We start from the raw sequence: 22,926 nt of genomic DNA, 5'->3' as shown, positions 1-22,926 counted from the left end.
ACGGCGGCGCGTGCTCGTGTCGGACGATCTCGCACCGGACTGCAAGGCATCCTCTTCGGCAGCGCCGCCCGTTAAACTTGCTTCAACCCCTGGGTGGCATACCTGCCCCGGCAGCGCATAAGGAGACATTGCATGGCCTTCGTCGGCTTCAGGAACACCCACAACAACACGATCTATATCAACCCCGAGCAGGTCATCTACGTTTCCTCCTTCGAGGAAGACGTCACCATTGTCGCCTATGCCGTCACCGATGCCAGCGGCAAGCCCGTCGTGTCGCATGTGCGCGGCAGCGCCGACATCGTGCAGCACAAGCTCGCCAGCGCGGCTGCCCGCTAGGATTGCGCGCTCGAGGCGGTCACGGCCGAGGGGGCAAAGGCGCGCGGCGGTGCCGTTCCGGCACAGTTTCCGGAAACGGCACAGCAGTGGCTGTGAATGCTTACAATTCGTCAAGCGTCTGAATCTTTGGCGATTCCCGCTCCGGCGATTCTGGTGCCACAATATTGCCGCTTGCCTTTTGCTTCGAATGCTGTCACCAAATGCGGCTCTCGGGCATTTGCATGCCGGTGACTGGACTGATGTGGTAAAGCTTTCCGGCAGGAAGGCAGCGTGGGGGACACCCGCGTACGTAGACGTTCTTTCCCCGTTCGTGAACTACTCGACTGACCCTTCGCGCGCTGAATTTTGATGAGGGAGCGCGAAAGCTAAAGCCGTCCGTTTCCTCTCGCGGGGGATGGATACCAAACAGACTAAGGGAAAAGGACTATCCCAATGGCCACCAAGGGCACCGTAAAATTCTTCAACCAGGACAAGGGTTTTGGTTTCATCACGCCGGAAGGCGGCGCGAAGGACGTTTTCGTCCACATCTCCGCGCTCCAGGCTTCTGGCATCCAGTCGCTGCGCGAAGGCCAGCAGGTCACCTTCGACACCGAGCCGGACCGCATGGGCAAGGGCCCGAAGGCCGTCAACATCTCGGCTAACTAATTCATTCTCTGCTTCGGCAGGAAAGAGAACGGCGCTCCGCAAGGGGCGCCGTTTTTCGTTTGGCCGGTCGTAGCGTCACCCTAGGCGCTGACCGTTTCCCGCGCGCCCTCGAAATCCACCGCCGCAAAGGCGGCTGCGATCACCTCGGGGCCTGCTCCCACCTTGACCGCGTCGGTCGAGAGAATCTGTCGGTAGCGCCGCGCGCCAGGCAGCCCCGTAAACAGCCCGACCATGTGCCGCGCCACCTGCTGCAGCCGCCCGCCGTTGGCGATATGGCGCTCGGCATAAGCCATCATCCGGCCGCGGATATCGCCCCAGTCAGCTTCGTCGGCAACCGCGCCATAGAAGCGATGGTCGACATCGGCAAGAATCGCGGCGTTCTGGTAGGCCGCACGCCCGAGCATGATGCCGTCGACGTGGTTCAAATGATCAGCCGCCTCGTCCAGCGTCTGGATGCCGCCGTTGATGCCGATAAAGACATCGGGCCGCGCCTCTTTCGTGCGGTAGACAATCTCGTAGTCGAGCGGCGGGATTTCCCGATTCTCCTTCGGCGACAGGCCCTTCAGCCAGGCCTTTCGGGCGTGGATCCAGACGGCGTCGGCACCGGCATCGAGCACACGATCGAGAAGATCGGGCAGAGCCGCTTCCGGATCCTGCTCGTCGACACCAATCCGGCACTTCACCGTGACAGGCACGTCGGCCACCGCCTTCATCGCCGCCACGCAGGCAGCCACCGTCTCCGGTGTCAGCATCAGGCAAGCGCCGAAGGTGCCTGACTGCACCCGGTCCGAGGGGCAGCCGACATTGAGATTGATCTCGTCGTAGCCGTAAGGGCCAGCGATCCGAACCGCCTCGGCAAGTTTCGCCGGATCCGACCCACCGAGCTGCAGCGCCACCGGATGCTCCGCTCCGTCGAAGGACAGCAGCCGTTCGCGCGGCCCATGGATGATCGCATCGGCCACCACCATTTCCGTGTAGAGCAGCGCATTGCGGCTGATCTGCCGGTGAAAATAGCGGCAATGGCGATCGGTCCAGTCGATCATCGGCGCAATCGCGAAGATCGGCTGGCCCGACGTCAGGGCCTCGGCGTAGAAATTGGATGTCGTCATGCCGCGCTCATAGCGTAAAGGCAGGCAAAACGCCAGTTTTCCTCACGCAAGGCAGCCATGTCAGGATGCAAGGCGATGATGATGCTGCGTTGTCGAACCACGCGTTCCCCCGCCGTTGCTTTCCGTCTAAGATGTCAGGACTCACGAACAGCAAGAGCGTGCAATGTCCCTTCCCGCCACCGTCATCCCGCTTCCGCATCCCGTCCTGCTTCCCGTCGAAGGCACAGCCGAGGCGTTCCCGGTACGCCGCGTTTACTGCGTCGGGCGTAACTACGCCGACCATGCGATCGAGATGGGCCATGACCCGAGCCGCGAGCCGCCGTTCTTTTTCCAGAAGAACGCCGACAATCTGCTGCCCGCAGGCAAGGACTTCCCCTACCCGCCGCTGTCCAGCGATGTGCATTTCGAGGTCGAGTGTGTGCTGGCGCTAAAAGCCGGCGGCCAGGATATCGCCGCCGACAAGGCGCTCGACTGCATTTATGGCTACGCCGTCGGCATCGATTTCACACGTCGCGATCTACAGGCCGAGGCGAAGAAGCTCGGCCGCCCCTGGGAAGTCGCCAAGGCCTTCGAATATTCAGCACCGGTGTCGCCTATCGTCCCGGCAAGCCAATTTGGGCATCCCTCGGCGGGCCGTATCTGGTTGGAATTGAACGGCAAGCGCGTCCAGGATGGCGACCTCAACCAGATGATCTGGAAGGTGCCTGAGATCATTGCCGAACTCTCGAGACTCTTCATCCTGGCGCCGGGCGATGTCATCATGACCGGTACGCCGGCAGGCGTCGGCGCCGTAAAGAAGGGCGACCGTGTCGATTGCGGCATCGACGGCATTTCCACGCTGTCGATCAACGTGGCCTGAGGGGAGACGTCATGCCTGTCTACGCGCTTGGCGAATTGATGCCGGACCTGCCGCCATCAGGCAACTATTGGATCGCCCCGGATGCCCATGTCATTGGTCAGGTGTTACTTGGCGTCGACGTCGGCGTCTGGTTCGGTGCAGTGCTGCGCGGCGATAACGAGCCGATCACCGTCGGCGCGGCGACGAACATCCAGGAAGGCGCGATGCTGCACACCGATCCGGGATTTCCCGTAACGATCGGCGAAGGCTGCACCATCGGTCATCACGCCATCGTCCACGGCTGCACGATCGGCGACAATTCCCTAATCGGCATGGGTGCCACGGTGCTGAATGGCGCCAAGATCGGCAACAACTGCCTCGTCGGCGCAAATGCGCTGATCACCGAGGGCAAGGAGTTTCCGGATAACTCCTTGATCGTCGGCTCGCCGGCGCGCGTGGTCCGCACCCTGGACGAGGCGGCGATCGCCGGGTTACGCCGCTCAGCCGAAAAATATGTCGGCAACTGGCAACGTTTCGCGCGGGACTTGCGCCCACTCTGAACTGTTAGAACAGCAGACCGACGCCGGTCACGTTCTTGACGGCCATCTTCACGAGATCGAAAACGGCGTTCAGGATCTTCTGCGCGGCGACATAAAGGAGGAATTCGAACTCGGCCACGCGCTGTTGAGATTGAGTTCGAGAAGATGCAGCGTCAGGTCAGCAGACTTGGCGGTGATCGTCTCGCCGCAAGCTGCGCCATGACCTTGGCGGTCTTCTGCGCGATGAAACCCAGCTGGTAGGTCATCTCGTCGCGAATGGCGGTCCATTGGCCCTTTGCCGTCGCGGCAGCGACGGACAGCAGGCCTTCAAGCAGTTCTTCGGCAGATTCCGGTGCGAAATTCGCGTCAACAGACATGGCTGTCCCCCCTATTTCAATGACCCCTCCATCGTTCTGGCTATGCCTCAGGTGTTCTGAACGATCGTAATATTGTCCGTTTCGTTGGCCCGCTGACCCTTGGCCTCGAACTTCGCCCGGGATGCTTCGATCGCCTGCCGGCAGCGTTCGATGTTGTCGGCCACGAGCTGTGCGGCGCGCGCAGATGGTTTGCCCTGGAGATAAGCCGTGCGCCGCCCTGCGATATCGCCCGCGTCCTTCACCATGGCGAGAGCTTCGATGTAATATCGATTTTCGTCAGGCTCGAATGTGCGCCGTCAAGCTTCGTATAGACGGCCTCGTTGTAAACAGGCGCAAAGATGGAACATCCGCTGAGCGGAATTGCCAATATCAGCAAAGATAGATGACATTTCGGCATGTGTGAGTCCCCAGCCCCGCCGAACATCATAAACCAGCTACAAATACAATCAATACTTACATAAACAATAATCAGCAATCATAGAGAGAATTTGGTTGAGCGGTCAGGCCTAAGCGGCACACGCCTCACACAGACCACGGATCTCGATCGTGGTCTTCTCTGCCTTGAACTTCTTGCCGCGCGTCCAGTCCATGAGGCGGTGATCGACCTCGTGGTCGTGGAACTCCATGACATGCCCACAGCTCTCGCAGATCGCGAAGGCGACGATGCCGTGACTGTGGCAGTTCTGGTCCGGATGGGCGCAGGCGACGAAGGCGTTGATGCTTTCCAGCCGGTGCACCACGCCATACTCGAGCAGCTTCTCGAGGGCGCGGTAGACCTGCAGTGGCGCGCGAAAACCATGATCGCGCAGCTTGTCGAGGATCGTATAGGCGCTGAGCGGTCCGTCCGCCTTTTCGAGTACCTCGAAAACGAGAGCCTGGTTCTTGGTCAAAGCAGGTGCGTTCATGAACGTTGTCCTTCCAAGGCCTGCCCGCGCCCGCGCCTCGGCAGCAGGCTCAGAATGAAAAGGATCAGGGCCGCGACGACGATCGAGGGGCCGGAGGGCGTGTCGTAGGTCAGCGAACCGAACAGCCCGCCGACCACGGCGACGGCGCCGATCAGCGAGGCGAAGACCGCCATCACCTCAGGCGTCGAGGCGAAACGGCGCGCTGCGGCCGCCGGGATGATCAGCAGCGAGGTGATCAGCATGATGCCGACGATCTTCATGGCGATTGCGATGACAACAGCCATCAGCAGCATGAAGAACAGCCGCGCCCGCTCCGGCTGCAGTCCCTCGGCCTCGGCAAGCTCGGGGTTGACCGTGGAGGCCAGAAGCGGTCGCCAGAGCCAGGCGATCGCCGCCAAAACGAGAATGCCGCCGCCCCAGATCATGACAATATCCGTCTTCGAGACCGCAAGGATGTCGCCGAACAGGAAAGCGATGAGGTCGATGCGCACCCAGCTCATGAAGGCGACCATGACGAGACCGATCGCCAGCGTCGCGTGCGACAGAATACCGAGCAGCGCATCCGCAGACAGCGCCTGGCGTTTTTGCAGGAACAGCAGGAGGATCGACACGGTAGCCGCGACGAGGAACACGGCAAGCGTCAGGTTGAACTGCAGGAGCAGCGAGAGCGCGACGCCGAGCAGTGCCGAGTGGGCGATCGTATCGCCGAAATAAGCCATACGCCGCCAGATGATGAAACAGCCGAGCGGGCCGGTCGTCAGCGCAAGCCCGACGCCTGCAAGGATCGCGCGGACGAAGAAATCGTCAAACATGGCGCTCTCCTGCGGGCTGTTTGTGATCATGGCTATGATCGTCAGCATGATGATCGTGGCTGCGACCCGCGTGGTTGTGGTGGGCGTGGTCGTGCCCTTCGTGGCCATGATGGTGGCCGTCATCAGGATGGCAGTTATCGGTGACGGAGCCATCGGAATGCAGCACACGGCCATCCGGTAGATGCGTGTGGTCGTGGTGATGGCTGTAGACGGCAAGCGCCTGCGCAGCGCGGCTACCAAAGAGGCGGACATATTCGGCGCTCTGCGTCACCGCCTGCGGTGTGCCGCGGCAGCAGACATGGCCGTTGAGGCAGATGACGGTATCCGTCGCCGCCATGACGACATGCAGGTCGTGCGAAATCAGCAGGATGCCGCAGCCGGTCGAGTTGCGGATCGACTGGATCAGGTCGTAGATCGCGATCTCGCCTGAGAAATCGACGCCCTGAACGGGTTCGTCGAGGACGAGGAGATCAGGCTTGCGCGCAATCGCCCGCGCCATCAAGGCCCGCTGAAACTCGCCACCCGAGAGATGCTGCACTTCGGCGCCGAGCATATGTGAAAGCCCGACGGCTTCGAGCGCGGCGGTCATGTCGTGTTCGGAGAGCGGTCCGGTCAGCGTCATCAGCCGGCGTACGGTGAGCGGCAGCGTCCAATCGATCGCAAGCTTCTGTGGCACATAACCGACCTTGAGGCCGTCGGCGCGTTCAACCGTACCCTCATCGGGCTTCAGCACGCCGATCGCCGTCTTGACGGTGGTCGATTTGCCCGAGCCATTGGGGCCGATCAGCGTCACGATCTCGCCGCGCGAGACCGAGAAATCCACGCCCCGGACGAGCCAGCGGCCGCTTCTTTGGACGCCGACGTTGGAAAGCGAGACCAATGGCTTCGCTTCGGAATTTGCGGGAGAGAACATCATTTTTCCGAATGTGCTGTTGCGACTTGCTATCGCACACGTTATAGCATAACGCAATCGATGTAATAACATTACAACTGCAATTCAAGCGGAGTACACCGATGAAATTCGCGACGGCCCTTACCCTCGCAATTCCCGCCATCTTCTTTGCCGAGGCGGGCAGAACGGCGGATGCGCCTGTCGTGGTGACCTCGATCAAGCCGGTTCACTCGCTCGTATCGGCGATCATGCAGGGCGTCGGCACACCCGAACTGATCGTCGATGGCGCCGCCTCGCCCCACACCTACAATATGAAGCCGTCAAACGCGCGCGCGCTGCAAAACGCCAAGGTGGTGTTCTGGGTCGGTCCCGGGCTTGAAACGTTTCTGGAGAAGCCGCTGGAGGCGATCGGGTCTGATGCCGTCGTCGCCGAGCTCGACAAGGCGCCCGGCCTGACCAAGCTCAAGTTCCGTGAGGGCGGCGCCTTCGAACCGCACGACCACAGCGACCATGACGGTGAAGATCATCATGACGGCGATGGACACGATCATGCCCGTGCCGACACCGATCAGGGCCACGATCACGGGACTTTCGACACCCATCTCTGGCTCGATCCGCAGAATGCCAGGGCGATGGCCTCCGAGATCACCACCACCCTCGTCGCAGCCGACCCCGCCAATGCCCTCACCTACCAGGCCAACGCCAAGACGCTAGACGACAGCCTCGACGCGCTGGACAAGGAAATCGCCGGCATCGTGTCACCGGTGAAGGACAAGCCGTTCATCGTCTTCCACGATGCCTACCAGTATTTCGAGAACCGCTATCATGTACGGGTCGCGGGCTCGATCACCGTCAGCCCCGAAACGATCCCCGGCGCGGAACGCATTGCGGAGATCCACAAGAAGGTCGGCGAACTTGGCGCCACCTGCGTCTTCGCCGAACCGCAGTTCCAGCCGCGATTGGTCGATGTGGTCATCGAGGGGACCAAGGCGAAGGCCGGTGTCCTCGATCCGGAGGCCGCCACGCTCGATGCCGGCGCGGACCTCTATCCCAACCTCATGCTCGGCATTGCCAACAGCATGAAGGCCTGCCTGGCGCGAGAAAGCTGAGATTGCAGGGGCGGGTGCGGAACCCCCGCCCTTCACTAGTTCTGGCCACGCGCACAGCGTCCTACGGAAGCCTGTAATTGGCGTCTGATTGAATCAGAAGGGCGGCATTAAAGCCCCCTTTTCACATGGTGACGTCAGCGTTTAGCGAATGACGATGTTCGCGATCACACCGTTGACCGAGCCGATGAGCAGGAAGTCGTTGTCGACCTGCACCCAGCGATAGCCGCGTGGCGGAGCCGACAGGCGGTAGCGATGATAGTCGCGCACGTCACGCATATGGCGGCGCTCGGTAGGCGTCATGCGATGGCCGCGGCTCCACTTGTACTTCGTGACGTGAACGTCGCGCTCCACGACGACCGGCCGGCGGTGATCCTGGGCGCTCGCTTCGGTCGTTGCCAGCAGCGGAGAAGCGAGCACAGCAGTAGCGAGAAGGACGGTGGTGAGCTTTTTCATTGGGAGGTTCCTCGTGTTGAACACGCCCAGAACCTAGGTCCAAAATGATGAACCGAAACTGAAAGTTTGATTAAACTTACGTAATGAAAACACGTGTTTAAAAGCATCTATTAAATTAGCAAATGCGACATCGCCCGCAATTTCAGGCGATGTCGCTGGTTCGATCATAGTTCCTCGTAATTGAACCAATCGAAATCCGCGGTCTTTGCGCGACCCGACGTATCGAAGGCGAAAACGCCGGCGAATGCACCGGTGAACGAGCCGTGCTCGCCACGTCCGCCCTCGTCGGAGACCACACCGGCATCCAGCACAGGCCCGATCGGCTGCCAGGCCCCCTTGCCTTCCGTCTGCCAGAAGAACTGCAGGTCATTGTCGCGGATTTCCATGGAAAGCTGAACGCGCCCTTCGGCAGGCACCGCAACGCCGCTGCCGACCGGGAAGTCGAGACGGCTGTGGGGATAGTCGCCATTGCAGGAGAGAATGGTGACGCACCGTCCCAGCTTCTCGTGGAGGGTCACGGCGACCGCGTGGAACTTGTGCCTGTTATAGTAATGCGTCAGGCCGGCAACCTGCTGGTAGGTGTGGGGATCAAACTCCACGACCGTCTCCGCCCTGAAGCTGTGGTGCTCCTGACGACGGGCGACAAGAGACTGTTCGAACCACGAACCGATGCTTTCGCGCCCGATCAGCCTCAGATGTCCTGCCCGATCGGTAAGGTTGAAAATGCGCTCCGGCTGTGGCGTGCGAAGCCACTGGAAATCATCAGGCAGCTTTCCACCGTCGAAGCTGTATTCGCTGCGCACAGGCTTCTCGACCGGCACAGCGCCGGCCAGTCCCGGCACGGTGACATCGGGAACAACAGTGCCGTTCTCGAGGTAAAGCCACCCGTCCTCCTTCCAGACACACTTCTGCAGGCTGGTCTCGCGACCGAGCGTGCAGCGGCGCTTTGGCGGCATCGGACGACCGCAGAGGTGCGTGTGATAGGCCTGTCCGTCGGGCGTTTCGACATACTGGCCGTGCCCTGCTCGCTGGAGAATGGCTTCAGGATGATCCTTTGACGTGATGAGGTGCTTGTTCGGATGCATCTCATAGGGACCGTCGATCGTGCGCGAACGAGCCATGGTGACGGCATGGTCGTAGCCAGTGCCGCCCTCGGCGGTCGTCAGGTAATAGTAGCCGTTCCGCTTGAAGAGATGCGGTCCCTCGACGAGGCCCAGCGAACTGCCGGCGAATATGTTCTTGATCGGGCCCTTCAGCGACCTGGTCGCCGCATCCCATTCCTGCAGCAGAATGCCATCGAAGGCCGGCGACTTCGGCGCACCGCCGAAGCTCTCGGTGCGATGATTCCACTGCATGTTCATGAACCACTTGCGGCCGTCCTCATCATGGAACAGGGACGGGTCGAAGCCCGAAGAGTTCACGTAGACCGGCTCCGACCATTCGCCCTCAATGGTTGGCGAAGTCACGATGTAGTTATGCGCATCCTTGAAGTTGCCGTCGAAGCGCTTGACGTCGGTATAGACCAGCCAGAACAGCCCGTCGGCATAAGAAAGGCAGGGGGCCCAGACGCCGCAGCTGTCGGGATTGCCGCGCATGTCGAGTTGCGACTTGCGCTCGAGAGGACGCCGAACCATCGTCCAGTTCACAAGATCGCGCGAATGATGGATCTGGACGCCGGGATACCATTCGAACGTCGAGGTGGCGATATAGTAGTCGTCTCCAACGCGGCAAATGGATGGATCGGGGTTGAAGCCCGGCAGGATCGGGTTGCGGATCATGGTGAAGTCTCCTCCCTGAAATACGCGCGGCTTGCCGCACGTACATCAAAAAATGATAGGAGAAACGCCCGGCGCACTGGACCGGGCGCTTCGGTTTATTCGCGTTCCGCGGACTTTGCCCAGAGATTGATGTCGGCCTCGCGGGCATAGACATCGATCTCCTTGAGCTCAGCGGCGGTAAATTCGAGATTGTCGAGCGCCTTGACGCAATCGACGATCTGCGACGAACGGCTCGCGCCGATCAGCGCCGACGTCACCCGGTCGCCACGCAGAACCCAGGCAATCGCCATCTGCGCCAGCGTCTGGCCACGACGCTCCGCGATCTCATTGAGCTTGCGGATGTTGTCGATGATCTGAGGACGAATGAAGTCCTTCTTGAGGAAGTGGTTCTGGGCAGCACGGCTATCCTGCGGGATGCCGCCGAGATACTTGGTCGTCAGCATACCCTGCGCCAGCGGCGAGAACACGATCGACCCCATGCCGGCCTCGTCAAGCGTATCCAGCAGCTTGTCGTCCTCGACCCAGCGGTTGAGCATCGAATAACTCGGCTGATGGATCAGGCACGGCGTCCCGAGATCCTTCAGGATAGCGGCAGCCTCCCGGGTGCGCTGCGAATTGTAGGACGAGATGCCGACATAGAGCGCCCGGCCGGAGCGGACGATATGATCGAGCGCGCCGCAGGTTTCCTCGAGCGGGGTATCCGGATCGAAACGATGCGAATAGAAGATATCGACGTAGTCGAGACCCATGCGCTTCAAGCTCTGGTCACACGACGCGATCAGATACTTGCGGCTGCCCCATTCGCCGTAGGGACCCGGCCACATGTCGTAGCCGGCCTTGGACGAGATGATCAACTCGTCGCGCAGGCCTGAAAATTCAGTGCGCAGGATTTCACCGAAGGCGGTTTCGGCGCTGCCAGGAGGCGGGCCGTAGTTGTTGGCGAGGTCGAAATGGGTGATACCGACATCGAAGGCCGTGCGGCACATGTCGATCTTGCGGTCATGCGGCGTGTCGCCGCCGAAATTGTGCCAGAGGCCGAGCGATACCGCAGGCAGCTTCAGGCCGGAACGGCCTGTGCGGTTATACTTCATCTTTGAATAGCGGTCGGAAGCCGGTTGCCAGCTCATAATTCTGATCCTTTAAGCGAAAAAGCGCGGGCTTGTCGCCCGCGCCGGACCATAGTCCTTTGGTCGCTTACTTCAAGAGCGCCTGCGCTTCTTCGATGCCGAGTGCGGCCGGCTGCGTGCAGGTCGTCGTCAGCTCGATGAAACGGCCTTCCTCGCCCGACTTCAGGATTGAAGTCATGACGTCGACGCCGTGGAGCGTGCGATCGAGCGAGCAACGCGCATCGCGCCCCTCGATGATCGCCATCGCCATGTCGGCGAGACCCGCCGTGCGGTAGTTGGCGCGCGGTCCCTGCGGGCTCTCCTGGTTGAAGATACCGAAGGGATGTTCCCAGCCTTCGACCGGCTTGATGTCCTTGTCCTTGCCGCTGGCCTCGACGACGCCGCCGAAGAAGTTCGGATCCGGCACGTAAAGCGAGCCCTCGGTGCCATAGAGCTCCATGTTGGCGTGGCGATGAGACCAGACATCCCAGCTCGCCGTCAGCGTGACAGTCGCGCCGCTGACAAATTCGAGGATCGCCTGGATCGTCGTCGGCGTCTTGACCGGGATGGTCTCGCCATGACGCGGCTGGCTGGTGATGGTGCGGGTCTCGGACGCCATGGAGGTCATCGCGCCGACGCGCTTCACCGGACCGATCAGGTTGATCAGGTTGGCGATGTAGTATGGACCGAGATCGAGGATCGGGCCGCCGCCGGGCAGGAAGAAGAAGTCCGGGTTCGGATGCCACATCTCCATGCCCGGGCTCATGACGTAGCACGCGCCCGAGGTGACGCGGCCGATGCCACCGTCGTCGATAAACTTGCGGGCAAGCTGGTGCGCGCCGCCGAGGAAGGTATCCGGCGCGCAGCCGACGGAGAGGTTCTTCTCCTTGGCAATGCGGCGCAACTCTTCACCCTGCTCGAGGGTGAGAACCAGCGGCTTTTCCGAATAGACGTGCTTGCCGGATTCAAGGATCGCCTTGGAAACCGGGAAGTGAGCATCCGGGATCGTCAGGTTGACGACGACGTCGATCTCGTCATTGGCGAGAAGCTCATCGATCGTCTGCGCCTTTACGCCGTATTCCTCGGCGCGGGCCTGGGCAGCCTGCACGTTGATATCGGCGCAGGCCAGGACCTTCAGACCCTTGAAAAGCGGAGAGAGTGAGAAGTAGGTGGTGGAGATGTTGCCGCATCCGATGATGCCGACGCCAAGTTCCTTGGTCATGATATGCCTCAATAAGTCTTGAAGGATGCGATCGAGCGCGTGATCAGGCGGTCGACATCGGCCGGGTTGTCATGCTCGACGACGTAGTGCTTGGTCTTGGTGCTCTTGAGTGCAGCGATGAGCTTGGCCCACTGCAGAGTGCCGTGGCCAACATCTGCCCAACCATCCTCGTTCTTGTTCTCGCCAGCCGGCGCAATGTCCTTGACGTGAGCCGAGGTGATGCGCGATCCGAGCTTTTCGATCCAAGCGAACGGGTCAGCACCACCGCGAACGACCCAGGCGATATCCGCTTCCCAGGAAATGTCAGGAGCGCCTTCAAAGATGCGTTCGATCGGCAGTGAGCCATCGGCGAGCTTCACGAATTCGAAGTCGTGGTTGTGCCAGCCGAACTCATAGCCGGCATCCTTGTAGGGCTTTGCCATCTCATGCAGCCGCTTGCCGAAGGCCAGCCAGCCGGCACCATCGGTCGGGCGCTGCTCGGCGGCGAGATGCGGCGCATAGATCGAGTCCATGCCGAGGACCTTTGCAATGTTCAGCGACTTCTGGACTTCGCCGTCGAGGAAATCGGGGCTGAAATGGCCACTGGCCATGACAAGACCGTTCTTGTCGAGTTCGGCACGCAGGCTGTTCAGGCCGGCATCATCGAGGTCGGCATAGATGCCGCCGAAACCTTCGACTTCCTGATAGCCGGCCTTGCCGAGCTTTTCAAAGATCGCCGAATAGGGCTGGAAGTTACGGGCGCTGTAAAGCTGGAAACTCAGTTTCGTCATCATTCCTCCTCGGGCCTCGTGCCCATTGCATTTCAGTCAGGATCAATCCACGGACTGACAGGATTGCAGGTCGTAGAAACGGAATTCCGGCAAGGTGCCGCCCTCGAGCGGCTTTGCCGGGGTGAAGGTAATGCGGCGCGTCTCGCCCGCCGCCAGATCGAAGGCATTGTCTGAATACTTGCCGTCGGTCTCGGTCTCGATCATCACGAAGAGCGCAAGTCCCTTCGCAGTGACGTTAAGGCACACGGAGCCGTCTTCCTCGACATACTCGTGTGTGACCATGAGGCCCGCAGCCTCGAGCTCCAGTGCCTTGTAGGTGCCGTGCACATAGTGCCCCTCGCCACCCATGCCATTCGACGCCGTGAAGCGCCAGGCAAGCAGTGTCCCGGCAGGAATTTCGGAAACGTCGATGCTCGTCGCCGTTACGGCTGCGTCAGGGGTGCAGACCGCCTGCACGTCCTTCAGGTGCTTGCGTTCGCCCTTCATGTCGAGGACCGAGACCGACAGGTCGATGCTGACCTCGGCAAGCGTGTCGTTGACCAGCGAGAAGCGGATCTGCTTGCCGTCCTCATCAGGGATCGCCGCAACGGCGACCGGCTGGAAGAAGCGCTTGACCAGATAATGCATCGCCTTCCAGCGACCGCCGTGGTCGAGGCTCGACCACGAGGCGACCGGCCATGTGTCATTGAGCTGCCAGTAGATGGTGCCCATGCAATGCGGCTTCAGCGACCGCCAGTATTCCACTGCGGTCTTGATTGCGAGACCCTGCTGGATCTGGCTGAGATAGACGAAATTCGGGAAGTCCTTCGGGAAGCGGAAATAGCGGAACATCGTCCCGGCAATGCGCTCGTTGCCACCTGCATTCTTCTGGTGCAGCTCCATGACAGGCGACGCTACGTTCATGTCCTTCGGATCGGCGTAGGTCTTGATGACAGGCAGCGACGTATAGGACTGGAAGCCGAATTCCGAGCAGAAGCGCGGGCGCACCGATCGATAATTGTCGAACGACTTGTTCTCGTGCCAGACCGACCAGTAGTGCATGTCGCCGGAACCGTCGGCATGCCAGGCATCGCCGAAATCGAGATAACCGGATGCCGGGCTCGACGGCCACCAGATGGCGTCGGGCGCCGCCTTCTTCATCGCCTGCTCGATCGTACGGTTGAGGCGATCGTAGGAGACAAGATAGCGGTCGCGATCCTTCTTCGACTCGTCGAACCAGGTGAGCGCACCGACCAGTTCGTTGTCGCCGCACCACAGCGCGATCGACGGATGCGAGGACAGACGGCGCACCTGATAGTCGACCTCAAGCGCGACGTTGTCGAGGAAATCCTCCGTCGAAGGATAGAGGTTGCAGGCGAACATGAAATCCTGCCAGACCATCAGGCCCATCCGATCGCAAAGATCGTAGAAATAGTCATGTTCGTAGAAGCCGCCGCCCCAGACGCGGATCATGTTCATGTTTGCGGCATGAGCCGACTGCAGCAGGTCTTCAGTCTTCTCGGGCGATGACAGCGAAAACAGCGCATCAGCCGGGATCCAGTTGGCGCCGCGGCAGAAGATCTCGCGGCCGTTGACCTTCAGCGCGAAACGGCTGCCGGCGGCATCGGGCGTCGTGATCAGCTCGACGGTGCGAAGACCGATTTGCTTGCTGACCGCATCCGACGGAAGATCGACAGTCAATGTGTAGAGCGCCTGCTCACCACTGCCCGCCGGCCACCACAAGCGCGGCTTATCGATCTGGAAGACGTGGTTGACGACGGTTTCGCCGGCGCCGACGCCGACGTCGAGCCGAATGCGTTCCCCGTCGAGCGTAAAATGAACAGGCACAATCCCCGGATTCTTGGCGAACAATGTCGCCGTCACCTGCAGATCGACGGAGCCGTCGAGATTATGGACCTGACGTGTCGTGACGTGGTCGATGCGCGCAGTCTCGAGCCTGCGCAAAGCGATCGTGCCATAGAGGCCGAGCGGCGCAATCGCGATGTTCCAGTCCCAACCGAAATGGCACTGCGGCTTGCGCAGCATATTGCCATTCGCAATAGGCGAATTGCCGGGGTGATATGGGATGTAGAACGGCTGCTTGGCCTGCCGGTCGGCACCGGCCGAAATGCTCGAGTGCAGCACGATCCGAATGTGGTTCTCGCCAGTCTTCAGCTGGCCACCTACATCGGGCCGGTAGCGACGGAAGCTGTTATCGGCGAGCAGCACCGGAGAACCGTTGACGAACACCGCGGCAACGGTATCGAGATAGTCGATATCGAGATACCACTCGCCGTCCGGCTCGGACAGCGTGAAACTGCGTTCCAGCACCCAGTCGCGCTGCGCCACCCACTGAACGATCTCCTCGTTACGGCCGAAATAGGGATCGGGGATCAGTTCAGCGGCATGCAGCGCCGTGTGCACATCGCCCGGCAGCGTGATCGATGTCGTGACCTCGCCGTCGGCTGAGGTGAGCTTCCACGATCCGGATAGGTCGAGGTTAAACCCGTTTGTCGGCAAGGAAGTCATAGCATTATCCCGATCGGGCCGCGCTTAGGACCACCCGCAATCGCGGGCCGCAGCCGAACTTGGTGGCCAGATGGCCGATTGGAGAACGGGCGGAACTATACGCTCCGCCCTATTGCGATTTCTAGATACGAAGCTCAGTCTCCGCATCAAAGAGCGACGCCAGCGACATATCGAAGCCGAGCTTGACGGCGGAACCGGGGCTGAAGCGGCGTGCACCATTGATACGCACGGACATCGTGTGGCCGGCATGCTTCAGCCAAAGCAGGTTGTCGGCGCCCATTGGTTCCTCGATGTCGACGGTCGCTTCGTGGACCTCGGCGCCGAGATTCTCGTTGACCTTCACATGTTCAGGACGAACGCCGAGAATGACCTTGCGGCCCGCTTGCAGCGATTCGGGCGCCTCATAGGCTGCAACAGAGAAGTTCACGCCGTTTGCGGTGAAGAACGCCTCGTCACCCTGCTTGGTGATCTCCCCACGCAAGAAATTCATCGACGGCGAGCCGATAAAGCCTGCAACAAAGAGATTGCGTGGCTTGTTGTAGATCGTCGTCGGGTCGGCAAGCTGCTGGATGATGCCGTTTTTCATGATCGCGATACGATCGGCCAAGGTCAGCGCTTCGATCTGGTCGTGCGTGACGTAGATCATCGTGTTGTTCAGCGACTGGTGCAGGCGCTTGATTTCGACGCGCAGCTCCGAGCGCAGCTTGGCGTCGAGGTTCGACAGCGGCTCGTCGAACAGGAACACATCCACGTCGCGCACCAATGCGCGACCGATCGCAACGCGCTGACGCTGGCCGCCCGAGAGCTCGGCCGGCTTGCGCTTCAGCAGCGGCTGGATCTGCAGGATTTCCGCCGCACGCGCCACGCGCTTGTCGATCTCCTGCTGTGGCACCTTGGCGACCTGGAGGCCGAAAGACAGGTTCTTCTCGACGCTCATCTGCGGATAGAGCGCGTAGGACTGGAACACCATGCCGATGCCGCGATCCTTCGGCTCTTCCCAGGTGACGTTCTTGCCCTTGATGAAGATCTGGCCGTCGGATGCGTCGAGCAGTCCGGCGATGCAGTTCAACAGCGTGGACTTGCCGCAGCCGGAAGAGCCCAGGAGAACCAGGAACTCGCCGTCGTTGATTTCGAGGTTGAGGTCCTTGAGAACGCTGACCGAACCGAAGTTCAACGAGAGATCTCGGATGGAAACACTTGAATTCATGGATCAGCCTTTCACTGCGCCAGCGGCAATACCACGGACGAAAAGTCGTCCCGATACGAAATAGACAACGAGCGGCACCAGACCCGTCAGGATCGTTGCGGCCATATTGACGTTGTATTCCTTCACGCCCTGGACAGAGTTGACGATGTTGTTGAGCTGCACGGTCATCGGGTAGTACTCCGGTCGGGTGAAGACGACACCGAACAGGAAGTCGTTCCAGATGCCGGTGACCTGCAGGATCATGGCGACGACGAAGATCGGCAGCGACATGGGCAGCATGATCTTCAGGAAAATCTGCCAGAAGCCGGCCCCATCGATGCGGGCAGCCTTGAAGAGCTCCTGCGGCAGCGATGCGAAGTAGTTGCGGAACAGCAGCGTCAGGATCGGCATCCCGAAGATGCTGTGCACGATGATCAGGCCCGTCAGAGTTCCATAGACGCCGATTTCACGCAGCACGATAACGATAGGATAGATCATCACCTGATAGGGAATGAACGCGCCGACGACGAGGATCGCAAAGAAGACTTCCGAACCCTTGAAGCGCCAGTTGGCGAGCGCATAGCCGTTCACCGAGGCAATGGCAATCGACAGGACCACCGAGGGAACGGTGATACGCACCGAATTCCAGAAGCCGCGCGAGAGGCCGTCGCAGTTCAGGCCTGTGCAGGCCGTCGCCCAAGCCTTCACCCAGGGCTCGAAGGTGATTTCGACCGGCGGTGAGAAGATATTGCCGAGGCGGATTTCGGGCATGCCCTTCAGCGACGTGACCATCATCACGTAAAGCGGAAGAAGGTAATATGCAGCGGCAACAAAAAGCGTGCCATAGAGAATGATGTTGCGCGGAGAGATCACCCGCTTCGGCTTCGGGCCGCTGGGGCCGGACGCGCGGCCACCGGAGGTCTTGAGAGTAACAGAATCAGGCACGTTTACGCCCTCCGAATTCCAGATAGGCCCACGGGATGATGATGATCGCGACGGTGACCAGCATCATGGTCGAGGCGGCGAAACCCTGCCCCAGATTCTGAGCCTGGAACATGTAGTCGTAAACGTATTTCGCAGGGACTTCAGAGGCGATGCCTGGACCACCTGATGTCTGCGCCACCACCAGGTCGTAGACCTTGACGATGCCACTGGCGATGATGACAAGCGTCGTGATGAAGACAGGCCGCATCATCGGAATGACGATGAAGAGATAGGTCTTCCACATCGGGATGCCGTCGACGCGCGCGGCCTTCCAGATGTCTTCATCGATACCGCGCAAGCCGGCGAGCATAAGGCACATGACGAGACCCGTGCCCTGCCACAGCGCGGCGATCAAAATGCCGTAGATGACGATTTCAGGTGTGTAGAGCGGGTCGAAATTGAAGCTTGTCCAGCCAAACGACCGGACAACTGATTGGATGCCAAACTCAGGGTTCAGGATCCACTGCCAGACGAGGCCGGTAACGATGAAAGACAGGGCGAATGGGTAGAGGAAGATCGTACGGAACGTATTTTCGAACCGGATCTTTTGGTCCATCAACGCCGCGAGCACAAAGCCGATCACCAGGCTGAAGATAATCGATAGCACGCCGTAGATCGCAAGATTCTCGATGGACACGATCCAGCGCGGGGCAGCCCACAGGCGCCTGTATTGTTCGAGACCTACGAAGCTCAACCGCGGAAGGAGCTTCGAGTTCGTGAATGAATAAACGACCGTCCAGGCCGAGCCACCGACGAAGATGACCAAGGCGGTCAGGATCATCGGAATGGATGCAATCTTCGAATTCAGATTGCGCAGTAACTGATTTGGCCGGCCGGCTTTCGCTTGACCCGTCATTGTAATTCCTCCTGAATCGCAATTCTGCTGTGATCCAGAGCAGCGAACCGTCTACCGGTCGCCTCCTCTTCTCACTCCCATACCAAGGCCGGATGCCCTGCATCAGCTGCTACCAGCCTCGAGCCCTGCCGCCACCCGGACACGATGGGAGTTCCGGGCAAATCCGGCTCCGTCACACGGAGCCGGATCGCAACAGCGTCGGAAAAGCGACGATCAGTCGGCAGAAGCGATGATTTCAGCGAAGCGCTTCTGAGCGGCTTCCGGCGTCATCGACGGATTTGCGAAGAACTCCGAGAAGAGGTCTTCCTTCTGCTTCTGGCTATCCGCCGACAGAAGCTGGTCGGTACCTTGGATCACATTGCCCTTTGCGAGGATGTCGAGACCCTTCTTCATGCAGTCGTTGGCTGCACCAAGGTCAACGTCACCGCGAACTGGCAGCGAGCCCTTCTTCAGGTTGAAGGCAACCTGCGTCTTGGGATCGAGAAGCGTCTTGGCAAGCACAGCCTGTGCCTTAGACTTCTCTTCGTCCTTGAGCAGGGGGAAGTAGAAGGCATCACCGCCGGTGGAGATGATTTCGTTCACGCCGAGGCCCGGAAGGCAGGTGTAGTCGGTACCGGCCTTCTGACCAGCCAGCTGGAACTCGCCTTGCGCCCAGTCACCCATGATCTGGCCACCGGCCTTGCCCGTGATGACGAGGTTGGTTGCTTGATTCCAGTCCTGAACATTGCTGCCCTTGGACATACGGCGAGCGTCATCGGCGGCCTTGAAAACCTTTGCGATCTCCGGACCGGCAGCCGCTTCAGCGTCCTTGTCCTTGAACACCTTGAGGAAGGTATCCTTGCCGGCAATGGCAACCATCAGCACGTCGAACGCGCCGGCAGCTTGCCAGGGCTGACCGCCAACGGCGAGCGGAACGATGCCGGCCTTTTCGAGCGCCGGAGAGGCGGCGACAAATTCGTCCCAGTTCTTCGGCACTTCAACGCCAGCCTTCTTGAAGGCTGCATTGGAGAGCCACAGCCACTGCCAGGAGTGGATGTTGACCGGGGCACAATAGATCTTGCCGTCGATCGTGCAGGAATCGAGCAGGCTCGACGGACGAATGATGTCCTTCCAGTGCTCGGCGGTGGCGACGTCGGTCAGGTCCCGCATCAGGCCAGCCTGAACCAGCTCTTCGGCCTGACGACCATGGTTGAACTGCGTGGCACCCATCGGATCACCGCCGGTGATGCGGCTGATCATGATCGGACGCGCGGTACCGCCGGAGCCGGCGATCGCACCGTCGACCCACTTGTTGCCGGTCGCGTCGAATGCCTTTGCGAGTTCTGCCACGGCAGCGGCTTCGCCACCAGAAGTCCACCAATGGGTGACTTCAAGATCGGTCGCGTTCGCCGCACCGAGCGGCAGCACGACGGAAGCGGCAAGTGCAGCCGCGATCAAACGAAAATTCATGAGTTCTCCTCCCTCACTGAAACGTTGCCGGAAAAACTTAGTGCAATCGATATTTTCGCGCAACAGCCAGCCGATGAAAAATTTCTAAACTTTTTTCTTTGCAATCTCAGACTGCATAATGGCGTTGATTTTTGCACGGGAGAGCGTGGAAAGCACAACGAGCGAGCAAGTGCACAATCTGGATTATCGAATTGTTTTAACGCACAAAATATCGTAGTTATCGCATTTTCGGCGGCACGTTTCATTCGCAGGTGCAAAAAATGTGAGCAAAACACCATGACTAAACCTATGGGCGCACCCATGCTGTTCAAACGCGAAAAAGGTCTCGACAATTCTACTGTATCGTTACAGATTTCGCTGTCTGAGGGAGGAGCATCTTTGGTCGCACTTGCGCTTACGACGCTTCTAAAAAGACTCTATAAGCGGACCAAATCGCATAGGATGGTCTAGAGGGATGAAAAATAACGAAAAATTTGGAGACGCCACCGGCGTGCTCCAGCGGGAGAGGCCGACGCTCAAGACGATTGCCTTCATGACGGGCCTCGGTGTGACCACCGTTTCGCGTGCCCTGAAGGATGCGCCCGATATCGGTGCCGAAACCAAGGAGCGCGTGCGCATGGTCGCCCGCCAGCTCGGCTATCAGCCGAACAGAGCGGGCGTGCGCCTCAGAACCGGCAAAACCAACGTCATCGCGCTCGTGCTCAGCATCGACGAAGAGATCATGGGCTTCACCAGCCAGATTGTCTTCGGCATTTCGGACGTTTTGTCGGGCACGCCCTATCACCTCGTCGTGACGCCCTATTCCATCGCCAAGGATCCGCTATTACCGGTCCGCTACATTCTCGACACCGGCTCCGCCGACGGCGTTATTATCTCGCGAATCGAGCCCGACGACCCTCGCGTCAGCCTGATGATCGAACGCAACATGCCCTTCTCCACGCACGGGCGCACCGAGAGCGATCTCGTACATCCCTATCATGATTTCGACAGCGAGGCTTACGCTTATCAGGCCGTCCGCGCCCTCGTCGCCAAAGGCCGTCGGAAGATAGCGCTGCTGCCGCCGCCAGGCCGGCTCACCTATTTCGCCCATACGCGGATCGGCTTCCAGACGGCGCTGCATGTCTATGGCGCCGAAGAGATCCCACTGCGCGTCAACATCGACGCGCCGTTGCAGCAGATACGCGACGAGGTGGAAGCGCTGATGCGTTCCTCGCATGCGCCAGATGGCATCGTTTCCTCCTCGGCCGCCGGCGCGATCGCCGTCAATGCCGGTGTAGAGGCTGCCGGTTGCGTCGTCGGTCGCGACGTCGACCTCGTCTCGAAGCAATCGACGGAGATCCTCAACTGGATACGACCGAATATGATCACCTGTTTCGAGGACGTTCGCGAGGCCGGCCGCGAACTCGCCCGCGCGGTGATCGGCCGCATCGAAGGCGTTCCGCCCGAAAAGCTGCAGAGCGTCAGCCAGCCCACCTGGCCGGACGGCGTCTTCGAATGACCCAACAGGAAACCAAAGCGGCGAGAATCAAAAAAGCCCAGCTCCGGCCGGGCTTTTTCATTTAGGGAACGCGCGCCGGCTCAGAAGGTCGCCGCACCGCTACCCCACGGGCCGTGGTGGAAGTCCTTGCTGTCGAGGCGATCAAAGCCGTGCGCGCCGAAGAAGTCACGCTGCGCCTGGATCAGGTTCGCGGTGCCGCGGCCTTGGCGATAGGCGTCGAAATAGGTCAGCGCCGAGGTCAGCGCCGGAACCGGCAGGCCGGCTTGCAGGGCCGCCGCAACGACGCGGCGCAGCGCCGGGATCGATTCCTTGACCATCTCGGAGAAGGCAGGCGTCACGACCAGGTTGGCAGCATCCGGAGCCTTGGTGAAGGCCGAGGTGATCTCGTCGAGGAACTGCGAGCGGATGATACAGCCGGCTCGCCAGATCTTGGCGATGACAGGCATCGGCAGCGACCAGTTGAACTCGCGCGATGCTTCCGCCATGACGGCGAAGCCCTGCGCATAAGCGCCGATCTTGGCGGCGAACAGCGCCAGCTCCAGATCCTTGTTGAGTTCGGGGCCGTAGGCGATCGGGAACTTGTATTCCGGCTTGCCGAAGATCTTCTCGGCGGCTTCGCGCTCGGTCTTCATCGACGACAGGCTGCGGGCGGCAACGGCGGCTTCGATCGCGGTTGCCGGAATGCCCATGTTCTGCGCTTCGATCGCCGACCACTTGCCGGTGCCCTTCTGGCCGGCCTTGTCAAGGATCATGTCGACCATCGGGCCACCGGAGACCGGATCACTCGCGGCCAGCACCTTCTCGGAAATCTCGATCAGGTAGGAGTTCAAGCGACCCTTGTTCCATTCGCCGAAGATGCCGGAAATGTCCTTGGCGCTCTTGCCGAGACCATCGCGCAGGATGCCGTAGATTTCGGCGATCATCTGCATGTCGGCATATTCGATGCCGTTGTGGATCGTCTTGACGAAATGGCCGGCACCGTCATTGCCGAGCCAGGCAACGCAAGGATCATCGTTGTATTTGGCGGCGATCGAGGTCAGCACCTTCTCGACGCGCTTCCAGGAGTCCTCGGTGCCACCGACCATGATCGAAGGCCCATGGCGTGCACCCTCTTCACCACCCGAGACACCCATGCCGATGAAGGTGAGGTCGGTGTTCTTCAGGCGGTCGAAACGGGCGATCGTGTCGCGGAAGTTGGCGTTGCCGGCATCGATCATGATGTCGCCCTTGGAAAGATGCGGGCGCAGTGCTTCCATCTGCTGATCGACGGCCTCACCGGCCTTGATCATGATGATGATCGGACGCGGCGGGCGGATCGCTTCGACGAACTCCTCGATCGTCTTGCAGGGAATGATCTGCTTCTTCAGATCGCCGGCGCTTTCGTAGAACTCGTCCGTTTTCTCAGGTGTACGGTTAAAGACAGCAATCTTGTTGCCTTTTTCCGCAATGTTGAGCGCCAGGTTGGAACCCATGACGGCAAGACCGATCAGCCCGATTTCTGCCTTTTCCACGATACACCTCCGATGAGTCATTTTTGGACCGGTGTTGTGGCAC

At 60.3% G+C, this 22,926-nt stretch carries 23 protein-coding genes; 6 read left to right on the top strand and 17 right to left on the bottom strand.

All coding sequences use genetic code 11. The annotated features are described in order from the left end of the window. Positions 1-132 precede the first annotated feature (132 nt). Positions 133-336, top strand: a complete 204-nt coding sequence (locus tag C934_RS0100480) for a hypothetical protein (RefSeq protein WP_018116365.1) — start codon at positions 133-135, stop codon at positions 334-336. Between the two features lie 432 nt (positions 337-768). Then, positions 769-981, top strand: coding sequence for a cold-shock protein (locus C934_RS0100475; RefSeq protein ID WP_007533154.1), 213 nt, complete (start codon positions 769-771; stop codon positions 979-981). Positions 982-1,061: 80 nt separating this feature from the next. Here C934_RS0100475 and dusA read toward each other — a convergent pair whose 3' ends face one another. Continuing rightward, entirely contained in the window at positions 1,062-2,060 is a 999-nt protein-coding gene (dusA, locus tag C934_RS0100470; protein ID WP_026371459.1) for a tRNA dihydrouridine(20/20a) synthase DusA, read from the bottom strand. Between the two features lie 193 nt (positions 2,061-2,253). On the opposite strand from dusA, the gene C934_RS0100465 reads away from it, so the two are divergent. Further along, complete coding sequence (locus C934_RS0100465; RefSeq protein ID WP_018854752.1) at positions 2,254-2,949, top strand: fumarylacetoacetate hydrolase family protein; 696 nt, start codon at positions 2,254-2,256, stop codon at positions 2,947-2,949. Positions 2,950-2,960: 11 nt separating this feature from the next. Further along, the gene (locus C934_RS0100460; protein WP_018854751.1) at positions 2,961-3,488 is read left to right on the top strand and encodes a gamma carbonic anhydrase family protein; all 528 of its coding nucleotides are present in this window, start codon (positions 2,961-2,963) and stop codon (positions 3,486-3,488) included. Between the two features lie 152 nt (positions 3,489-3,640). Here C934_RS0100460 and C934_RS0100450 read toward each other — a convergent pair whose 3' ends face one another. The 5 genes from C934_RS0100450 to C934_RS0100425 form a co-directional block, all read right to left on the bottom strand. Then, positions 3,641-3,844 (bottom strand): hypothetical protein, encoded by a 204-nt coding sequence (locus C934_RS0100450; protein WP_018854749.1) that lies wholly within the window; start codon positions 3,842-3,844, stop codon positions 3,641-3,643. Between the two features lie 47 nt (positions 3,845-3,891). Beyond that, on the bottom strand, positions 3,892-4,089 hold the full coding sequence (locus C934_RS0100445) for a hypothetical protein (protein WP_018854748.1): 198 nt from the start codon (positions 4,087-4,089) through the stop codon (positions 3,892-3,894). Between the two features lie 261 nt (positions 4,090-4,350). After that, positions 4,351-4,749, bottom strand: coding sequence for a Fur family transcriptional regulator (locus C934_RS0100435; RefSeq protein ID WP_016554263.1), 399 nt, complete (start codon positions 4,747-4,749; stop codon positions 4,351-4,353). Next, complete coding sequence (gene znuB, locus C934_RS0100430) at positions 4,746-5,561, bottom strand: zinc ABC transporter permease subunit ZnuB (protein ID WP_018854746.1); 816 nt, start codon at positions 5,559-5,561, stop codon at positions 4,746-4,748. Before znuB ends, C934_RS0100435 begins: the two co-directional genes overlap by 4 nt. Beyond that, the gene (locus C934_RS0100425) at positions 5,554-6,474 is read right to left on the bottom strand and encodes an ATP-binding cassette domain-containing protein (RefSeq protein WP_018854745.1); all 921 of its coding nucleotides are present in this window, start codon (positions 6,472-6,474) and stop codon (positions 5,554-5,556) included. Before C934_RS0100425 ends, znuB begins: the two co-directional genes overlap by 8 nt. 101 nt (positions 6,475-6,575) lie before the next feature. Between C934_RS0100425 and C934_RS0100420 the strand changes: the two genes are divergently transcribed. After that, complete coding sequence (locus C934_RS0100420; RefSeq protein ID WP_018854744.1) at positions 6,576-7,562, top strand: zinc ABC transporter substrate-binding protein; 987 nt, start codon at positions 6,576-6,578, stop codon at positions 7,560-7,562. A 141-nt stretch (positions 7,563-7,703) separates the two neighbouring features. Here the strand turns inward: C934_RS0100420 and C934_RS0100415 are convergent, their stop codons facing one another. The 10 genes from C934_RS0100415 to C934_RS0100370 form a co-directional block, all read right to left on the bottom strand. Then, positions 7,704-8,015 (bottom strand): RcnB family protein, encoded by a 312-nt coding sequence (locus tag C934_RS0100415; protein WP_018854743.1) that lies wholly within the window; start codon positions 8,013-8,015, stop codon positions 7,704-7,706. A 164-nt stretch (positions 8,016-8,179) separates the two neighbouring features. Continuing rightward, positions 8,180-9,793 carry a glycoside hydrolase family 43 protein gene (locus C934_RS0100410; RefSeq protein WP_018854742.1) on the bottom strand — a complete coding sequence of 538 codons (1,614 nt, stop codon included), beginning with the start codon at positions 9,791-9,793 and terminating at the stop codon, positions 8,180-8,182. Positions 9,794-9,888: 95 nt separating this feature from the next. Then, a complete protein-coding gene (mgrA, locus tag C934_RS0100405; RefSeq protein WP_018854741.1) occupies positions 9,889-10,920 on the bottom strand; it encodes an L-glyceraldehyde 3-phosphate reductase in 1,032 nt (343 codons plus the stop codon). Positions 10,921-10,987: 67 nt separating this feature from the next. Next, on the bottom strand, positions 10,988-12,121 hold the full coding sequence (locus C934_RS0100400; protein ID WP_018854740.1) for a Gfo/Idh/MocA family protein: 1,134 nt from the start codon (positions 12,119-12,121) through the stop codon (positions 10,988-10,990). An 8-nt stretch (positions 12,122-12,129) separates the two neighbouring features. Then, positions 12,130-12,891, bottom strand: a complete 762-nt coding sequence (locus C934_RS0100395; RefSeq protein ID WP_026371458.1) for a sugar phosphate isomerase/epimerase family protein — start codon at positions 12,889-12,891, stop codon at positions 12,130-12,132. A gap of 42 nt (positions 12,892-12,933) precedes the next feature. Continuing rightward, a complete protein-coding gene (locus C934_RS0100390) occupies positions 12,934-15,399 on the bottom strand; it encodes a beta-mannosidase (protein ID WP_018854738.1) in 2,466 nt (821 codons plus the stop codon). A 121-nt stretch (positions 15,400-15,520) separates the two neighbouring features. Continuing rightward, complete coding sequence (locus C934_RS0100385; RefSeq protein ID WP_018854737.1) at positions 15,521-16,606, bottom strand: ABC transporter ATP-binding protein; 1,086 nt, start codon at positions 16,604-16,606, stop codon at positions 15,521-15,523. Between the two features lie 3 nt (positions 16,607-16,609). Further along, positions 16,610-17,530: a carbohydrate ABC transporter permease gene (locus C934_RS0100380; RefSeq protein WP_018854736.1), complete on the bottom strand. Its 921-nt coding sequence runs from the start codon at positions 17,528-17,530 to the stop codon at positions 16,610-16,612. Further along, a complete protein-coding gene (locus C934_RS0100375) occupies positions 17,523-18,425 on the bottom strand; it encodes a carbohydrate ABC transporter permease (RefSeq protein ID WP_018854735.1) in 903 nt (300 codons plus the stop codon). Before C934_RS0100375 ends, C934_RS0100380 begins: the two co-directional genes overlap by 8 nt. 213 nt (positions 18,426-18,638) lie before the next feature. Beyond that, the gene (locus tag C934_RS0100370; RefSeq protein ID WP_018854734.1) at positions 18,639-19,874 is read right to left on the bottom strand and encodes an ABC transporter substrate-binding protein; all 1,236 of its coding nucleotides are present in this window, start codon (positions 19,872-19,874) and stop codon (positions 18,639-18,641) included. 454 nt (positions 19,875-20,328) lie between these two features. Between C934_RS0100370 and C934_RS0100365 the strand changes: the two genes are divergently transcribed. Then, positions 20,329-21,372, top strand: a complete 1,044-nt coding sequence (locus C934_RS0100365; RefSeq protein ID WP_018854733.1) for a LacI family transcriptional regulator — start codon at positions 20,329-20,331, stop codon at positions 21,370-21,372. A gap of 80 nt (positions 21,373-21,452) precedes the next feature. Here C934_RS0100365 and gndA read toward each other — a convergent pair whose 3' ends face one another. Continuing rightward, entirely contained in the window at positions 21,453-22,904 is a 1,452-nt protein-coding gene (gene gndA, locus C934_RS0100360; protein WP_192240567.1) for an NADP-dependent phosphogluconate dehydrogenase, read from the bottom strand. Between the last annotated feature and the right edge of the window lie 22 nt (positions 22,905-22,926).

The organism is Rhizobium sp. 42MFCr.1 (assembly GCF_000377185.1).
Taxonomy (GTDB): Bacteria; Pseudomonadota; Alphaproteobacteria; order Rhizobiales; family Rhizobiaceae; genus Rhizobium; species Rhizobium altiplani.
The sequence above is the reverse complement of the archived record's forward strand: the minus strand, read 5'-3'. Positions and strand labels throughout refer to the sequence as shown.